At 58.5% G+C, this 5,364-nt stretch carries 5 protein-coding genes and 3 pseudogenes; 6 read left to right on the forward strand and 2 right to left on the reverse strand.

Going from position 1 to position 5,364, the window contains the following annotated elements; genetic code table 11:
- Window positions 1-131 precede the first annotated feature (131 nt).
- Window positions 132-447 (reverse strand): annotated as a pseudogene (locus VSR72_RS43760) (helix-turn-helix domain-containing protein); the annotation flags it as partial.
- A 29-nt stretch (window positions 448-476) separates the two neighbouring features.
- Between VSR72_RS43760 and VSR72_RS43765 the strand changes: the two are divergent.
- A complete protein-coding gene (locus VSR72_RS43765; protein ID WP_342958387.1) occupies window positions 477-674 on the forward strand; it encodes a hypothetical protein in 198 nt (65 codons plus the stop codon).
- Here VSR72_RS43765 and VSR72_RS43770 read toward each other — a convergent pair whose 3' ends face one another.
- Window positions 675-1,412, reverse strand: coding sequence for a class I SAM-dependent methyltransferase (locus tag VSR72_RS43770; RefSeq protein ID WP_342958388.1), 738 nt, complete (start codon window positions 1,410-1,412; stop codon window positions 675-677). It lies immediately after the preceding gene.
- A 44-nt stretch (window positions 1,413-1,456) separates the two neighbouring features.
- Here VSR72_RS43770 and VSR72_RS43775 point away from each other — a divergent pair.
- The 5 genes and pseudogenes from VSR72_RS43775 to VSR72_RS43795 all read left to right on the forward strand — a co-directional run.
- Window positions 1,457-1,989 (forward strand): annotated as a pseudogene (locus tag VSR72_RS43775) (IS5 family transposase); the annotation flags it as partial.
- A gap of 628 nt (window positions 1,990-2,617) precedes the next feature.
- Window positions 2,618-3,073: a 7-cyano-7-deazaguanine synthase gene (locus VSR72_RS43780; protein ID WP_342958389.1), complete on the forward strand. Its 456-nt coding sequence runs from the start codon at window positions 2,618-2,620 to the stop codon at window positions 3,071-3,073.
- A gap of 164 nt (window positions 3,074-3,237) precedes the next feature.
- Window positions 3,238-3,654, forward strand: coding sequence for a 6-carboxytetrahydropterin synthase (locus VSR72_RS43785; protein WP_342958390.1), 417 nt, complete (start codon window positions 3,238-3,240; stop codon window positions 3,652-3,654).
- Window positions 3,630-4,379 (forward strand): 7-carboxy-7-deazaguanine synthase QueE, encoded by a 750-nt coding sequence (gene queE, locus VSR72_RS43790; RefSeq protein WP_342958391.1) that lies wholly within the window; start codon window positions 3,630-3,632, stop codon window positions 4,377-4,379. The genes VSR72_RS43785 and queE overlap by 25 nt, the downstream gene beginning before the upstream one ends.
- 176 nt (window positions 4,380-4,555) lie before the next feature.
- Window positions 4,556-5,239: pseudogene (locus tag VSR72_RS43795) on the forward strand (DUF4158 domain-containing protein); the annotation flags it as partial.
- Window positions 5,240-5,364: the final 125 nt, after the last annotated feature.

Raw genomic sequence — 5,364 nt, forward strand, 5'->3', positions numbered from 1 at the left:
CGCTCCAGAAACGTTTCGCGACGTGGCATGGTTGGACTGTCACTGCGGCCGGAGACAGGGTTATCTAATAAGGATAACTACTCGTACGCCACAAAGACAGACTACATCGGCCAACCTGACAGAGCCCTGAGCAGCCATTGCTGGACCCGGTGCGGGCGTACGTCGCCGGCCTGCAGAATGCGCTGCACGTGACTGCGGCTGATCTGCTCGACGACGCCGCGCTCCACGGCACGCGCAATCTCGTCGAGTGTCGGCGTTGCCCGCCCATCAGGTTCCTGCGCTCCACGCCAGCGCAATCAACTGCGGTCGCGCTTAGTGCGTGATGCGTGGCGGACGGCCACTTCGTTCACCCTCGCGAATGCCTTCGACACCTTGCCGGGCAATGCGCTTGCGCCACAGACAGACGGTTTGCACCGAAACACCCAGTTCCCGCGCAATGACCGTATTCTTTGGTCGTCACTCCGTAGATCGAACTCATGCGGCTTCTTGACTACGCCGGCGCCGATGCGCATCTTGTGGCGTGGCTGCAAGTTGATGCCGCGCCCGGCAAAGAACGCCCGCGCGCGCAACTCAAATTCGCGCCCGGCAGGAGCGTTCGAGATTGCGCCAATGCGCTGATGCGCGCGCTCAAGCCCCATTTGCTGGCGACTCCTCCCAAACAAAGCCTGCCTTGACTAACACATCGCGCGGCTGCGTAGACCGGCAATTGGTGGATGCTGCAAAAAATAGGCCCAGAAATCCGCGCCGTCCTGCGCCAGACGCTCGGGGCGCACTGAGACGGGGACCCATTCCGGCCGCGTCAGGCCAGCATGTTCGAATGCCCAGGCATAGCTGGCCAAGCTTTTTTGGTAAGTACGGATTTCAAACGGCTCGGCTTGGGGAGGATAAAACCGCCAACACACTGCATCTCCTTCTTCGGCGTGGTCAGGCGTTCGGGTATGACCATATTTGGCCAATGCCATCCCATCCGCTGAAAATATAGGATTGAGATTGAGACCCACAAGAACACCCTCCGGCTTCAGGTGTTGCGCGATCGTCGTGCACATGGCCCGCAATCCATCACGATCACGCGCGTACTGCAATAACCAGGCACCACTGACGATATCGAAACGCTCCTCCAGTTCCACATCACGCGCATCACCCACACGATAGTCGATACCGAGCGGATCGCTATGCTCCTGCGCTGCCGCCAGACGGATCATTTCAGCCGAAATATCCACACCGACCACGCGAGCAGCGCCATGCTGCCGGAAATACCGAGAGTAATACCCTTCTCCGCAAGCGAGATCCAATATGGACAGATCGCTGCAATCGCCGATCAGCTTTTCAAAGCTGAACGCCTCGACATCCCGGTAAACAGGCAACTGCAAAAACGACTGGTAGCCCTGTGCGATTTCATTAAAATCCGCCATAACACCCCCCATTAGACGAAACCCGACGCATGTCGGATTTCTACGCAGCCGACCAAATCGACTGGTCTCGCGTCATCGTCGATTCCTCTTCAATCCGCGCTGTGGGCTCAGGTCAAAAACAGGACCGAATCCCACAGACCGTGCGCGACCCGGTTCAAAGCACCATCTCATCACCGAAGCGCAAGGCATCCCGCTCGCGGTGATTCTGACCGGCGCCAACCGCAACGACGTCACTCAGCTTCAAGCGCTGGTTGAGGCAATTCCGCCAATCCGCGGCAAGCGTGGCACACCACTATCAAAGCCTCGGGTCGTTCAGGGCGATAGAGGCTATGACCACGACAAATATCGACGCCCACTGCATGCCGCCGGCATTGCGACCGAAATCGCTCGACGTGGTCAGCCTCATGGTAGTGGGCTAGGCAAAACACGCTGGGTTGTCGAGCGGACCATATCTTGGCTTCACAACTTCCGCCGACTGCGCATCCGCTTTGAACAGCTCGCTTTCATCCACGAGGCTTTCCTCCGAATTGCCTGCTGCATCATATGCTGGCGACACCTGCAAAAGTCATTCTGTTAACACCTCTTAGCGTACGCGGAACGTGGGCACTCGGGGTGGCTCAGATACTTGGTCCTCCAGATACTGAGCCGATGCCACTCAGCGCTTAATATCGAACTGGAGCACGAACCGCTCGAAAGAAGGATTTCGGCGCTTGCCAGCAATGGGACGCGCTCATTGATGTTTATCAAGGGTGCATACTATTGTGCCTGGCACAATAGAAGAAAGGCAAGATGTACTGCCAACAGGTACTCCGCATGAACAATGCATTACTCTTCCGAGTGACATCTGAACTGCAGGCGTTCGAACGTCAGTGCATGACTGGCACCGGAGAGCGATTTCCAGTGCATTCTGTAGGGGCCGGAAAAGAGAACGAATATCGATCTCTTTTCCGGTCATACCGACGTTTCAGGCGTCTAACGATGTGGCTGGTGGCGCGACTGATCACCGCGCAGAGCGACACAATTAACCCTCGACCTCGTCGTTGCAGATATCGACCAGTAGCCAGGAAGGAAGGCGTGCCGAACGGCGCACGTCTCCCCGTCGAAAAATGCGAAACGACCAACCCGTCGGAAATCTTCCGCGGCGTGATCGGTAGAGGCGGAGAGAATGGACGCGAACATGTACAGGTTTGGATTGGAGTCGAAACATGAACTCGTCTCGCATCGAACGCAAGACAATTGCCGTGCTCGCCGGTGGGCAGGATTCGGCCACCCGCTTCTACCGGGCCAAGCAGCACTCCGACAATGTGGCAGGGAACTCTTTCGACTGTGCGCAACGCCCGCGACGGGGGATCGATGTGGCGCACGCGCATCTGATACTGAATGTCGGCCAGCAACTCGCCGTCAGTTCGCCGCAGACCACTCATCGTCGCGAGTTTGAGATTTACACCGACTTTCCCAGCGTCGACGCGTTCATTGACCACCGCATCGAACTGACGTTCGTGCCGACGCGCAACGCATTCTTTCTTCCTCGCGCTCGCGACGAACCAAGCCGTGGCGCTCGACTGCTCCACAATGGTGATCGGCGTGTCGGAACTCAACCGACCGATTGGGTGATCTCGCACGGGCAAATTTTGGGGGAAACCGGAATGCAGCTGACCTGAGATGGTGGAAGTGGCCACGCCGCAGCCCATGGACGTTCGGATTCGCGCGGTGTGTATGACCTACGAATTTACCATGACGAGCGGCCGGCGCGCGGCTTCCTGGACGATCGAAAAGCCGCACGCGCCGTGTTCCCGAAAATCGCACGAGAAGAAGGGTACTGACCATGCTACAGGCTGAGCGCTTTCACGACATTTCATGTGGGCACCGTGTCTACGGCCATGAAGGCAAATGCAAGAACCTGCATGGACACAACTACCGCATCCACTTCGTTTGCGAAGGCGCCTCGCTTGACGACCTCGGGCGCGTGATCGACTTCGGCGTGATCAAGACGCTGTTGTGCAACTGGGTCGAAGACCACTGGGACCACCGCATGCTGCTGTGGGCCGAGGATCCGTTCTATGCCTACTTGCGCGATATCGATGCGTCGGTAGTCAGGGTACCGTTCAATCCGACTGCCGAGAACATGGCGCAGTGGCTGGTGACCGTGCTCGGCCCCGACGTACTGGAAGGCACCAAGGTACGATTGACGGAAGTACGAATTGAGGAGACACGCAAATGCAACGTGACGTACCGGCTCTAGCCGCGCCATCCGTTGGCGCCTATCCCGTCAACGAGATAGTTGAAACATTGCAGGGCGAGGCCTGCTTCACTGGCACACCGTCGGTGTTCGTTCATTTGCAAGGGTGTCCGGTCGGGTGCCCGTGGTGCGACAGCAAGCACACGTGGCACGTGTCCCTTGAGCGGGAAATCAGCGTCAGCGCAATGGGCGAGAAAAGCGCGCAGCCCTGCGACAACTATGCGTGGTATGACGTGCCCACGCTGGCCAATATCGTGCGGTCGGCCGACGCAGAGCACGTGGTAATCACCGGCGGGGAACCGTGCATTTATGACCTGCGTCCACTGATCGCGAAGCTCGAAGCGTGGCATCACCGCGTACAGGTCGAAACCTCGGGCACTTACGTGCCGCTCGTCACGCCTACCACGTTCGTCACCGTCAGCCCGAAGTACGCGATGCCGGGCGGACGCCCGGTCCTCGAAGAGGCGCTGACGCGCGCGAACGAGATCAAATACCCAATCGGCGAGCGGCACGAGATCGACATCGTGCTTGAGAAACTTGACCCGATCCACCAGGCGCACGGCACCCCAATCTGGTTGCAGCCGCTGAGTCTGTCGTCCCACGCCACAGGTATCTGCATCCGAGCGGCGCAACGCTACGGCTGGCGCGTCTCGTTACAGACGCATAAATTCGTCAACATTAGGTGTCGCCTTGATTTCAGCGCATTTCGCGACGGTAGCGCGGTCTAGGCGTGGCGCGGGTTTGCGAGGCGGCCCCGTTAAAATTCCTCACCAAATCAATCACTTGCTGTCTGGGTGGTGCCTCCGGGCACGGTTGAGCTCTTATTTGCGCAGGTAGTAGTCGTTGCCCCGTCATTCGCTGTCGCTATGCTCATTGGTCCGTCTTTCGCTTCAAGGCGAGCGCGATAGAACACTGGCAAGTCACCTATCTTGGCATCCGGCAGATTCCTCGCGAACTCACCGAGTTCGACCTTGCCACGTTCTTCACCTTCTCAGCGAATGAGCGCGCACTGATCGAGGCGCGTCGCGGCGACCTATACCGGCTTGCCGTCGCGCTCCACATCGGCTTTATCCGGATGAGCGGCCGCACGCTCGACGCCTACAAGCAAGTTCCCAAAGTGCTCTGGAATCACCTTGGCGCGCAACTGGCGGTCGATCCGCCCGATCTAGGCACGCTGCGGACGCTGTATGAAACGTGGGCTCGCACGCTCATCGATCTTCAGGTCCTCGCATATCACGCGCTCGGCTTCCGGCCGATGGCCGAGCACCAGCGCCGGTATGTCGTGCGCTGGCTCAAAGAACGCCTGACAGGCCGCCCCGAGCGCGGAGACTTGCTGTACGAATTGAAACGCTGGCTCTACGAGCATCACATCGTGATCGTCCACGATCGATTGCTCAAGCGGCTCATCGTAAAGGCTGGGCAGGATGTCGAAGGACCTCTAACCGAGGGGCTTATTGGTGCGTTTGGCGACGCGACACTGGACCGCTGGAGTCGGCTGTTGGCACAACCTGGCAATGACCATGCGAGCCTGCAGCAATGGTTGTGGGCCGTACCCCTGCGGCAGTCTAAGCATCAAATGGGGGAGGTGTGTAGTGGTCTAATTTCCTCGGACAGGTCGATAGGGGGGACAATCCTGAATCGACGAGGAAAAAGAGCAAGATGACAAGAAGGCGCCGACAATTTGACGCCAGCTTCAAGCTGGAAGTAGTACGG

This window comes from Paraburkholderia sp. JHI869 (genome assembly GCF_038900775.1).
Lineage (GTDB): Bacteria > Pseudomonadota > Gammaproteobacteria > Burkholderiales > Burkholderiaceae > Paraburkholderia.